This is a genomic window from Neisseria sp. P0009.S007, assembly GCF_051962515.1.
This window is the reverse complement of the sequence record NZ_JBQCVF010000580.1, coordinates 1-975: the sequence shown is the minus strand read 5'-3', so window position 1 is coordinate 975 and position 975 is coordinate 1. Positions and strand designations below refer to the sequence as shown.

The following is a 975-nucleotide window of genomic DNA, read 5'->3' as shown; positions in this document are numbered from 1 at the left end:
TCTTATCTGTTTGGCAAATGGTTTGCCAAATCGCAACGCCTGTTTATGCTTGGCGCGGTGGCGGTCATCCTGCTCTCCGCTCTGCTGCTTCTGCCGTTTGCCTCTTTCCCTTATGCGGTGTACGTGCTGGTGTTTATTTGGGGCGTGGCCATCGTCATCGTCAGCTTGGGCATGGTATCGAAGGTCTTGGCATTCGCCTCGGATGCAACAGATGTGGCCAACTCGATTTATTCAGGTTTGTACAATGTCGGCATCGGCGGCGGTGCGCTTTTGGGACATTATGTAACCGTCTGGTTCGGCCTTTCCAATATCGGCATTGCCGGAGCCTTGCTGGCGGCGGCAGGTTTGGCCGTTTGCGGTTTGTTGTTTAAAGAACAAGACAATCTGACGCAAAATGTTTAAATCCATATAAATCAGGATGGTATTACTGACCCGGCCGTAATTTTGGCAGTTTTACCGATTTGTCCTGATGCTTATTAACCCACGATGGGTCTTCATTCCGCCGGATAAGCAGTTTTCTTGCTGCTTATCCGGTTTTCATTTCATTTTTAAAAAATAATTTACAATTTGTTTACACTACATTAAATTACAAATATACTGTCGTCTATTAGGCCGTCTGAACGTACGGCTGAAAAGAAAAACCAATCATGTTTCAGAGGAATACATCATGGACTTAAACGCCAAGGATAAGACTCAGCATCCTGAGAACGTCGAGCTTCTCAGTGCGCAGAAGCCGATTACCGATTTTAAAGGACTGCTGACGACCATTATCTCTGCTGTTGTCTGCTTCGGCATTTATTACATCCTTCCCTACAGCCCCGACGCCAACAAAGGCATCGCGCTGTTGATTTTCGTTGCCGCGCTTTGGTTTACCGAAGCCGTCCACATTACGGTAACCGCATTGATGGTGCCGATTCTCGCCGTCGTACTCGGCTTCCCCGACATGGACATCAAAAAGGCGATGGCGGGCTTTGC

2 pseudogenes are annotated in these 975 nt (G+C 48.0%); both read left to right on the top strand.

The features are described 5' to 3' along the window. Window positions 1–402: pseudogene (locus tag ACTHS3_RS14940) on the top strand (sugar transporter); the annotation flags it as partial. Between the two features lie 265 nt (window positions 403–667). After that, window positions 668–975, top strand: a pseudogene (locus ACTHS3_RS14935) (anion:sodium symporter); the annotation flags it as partial.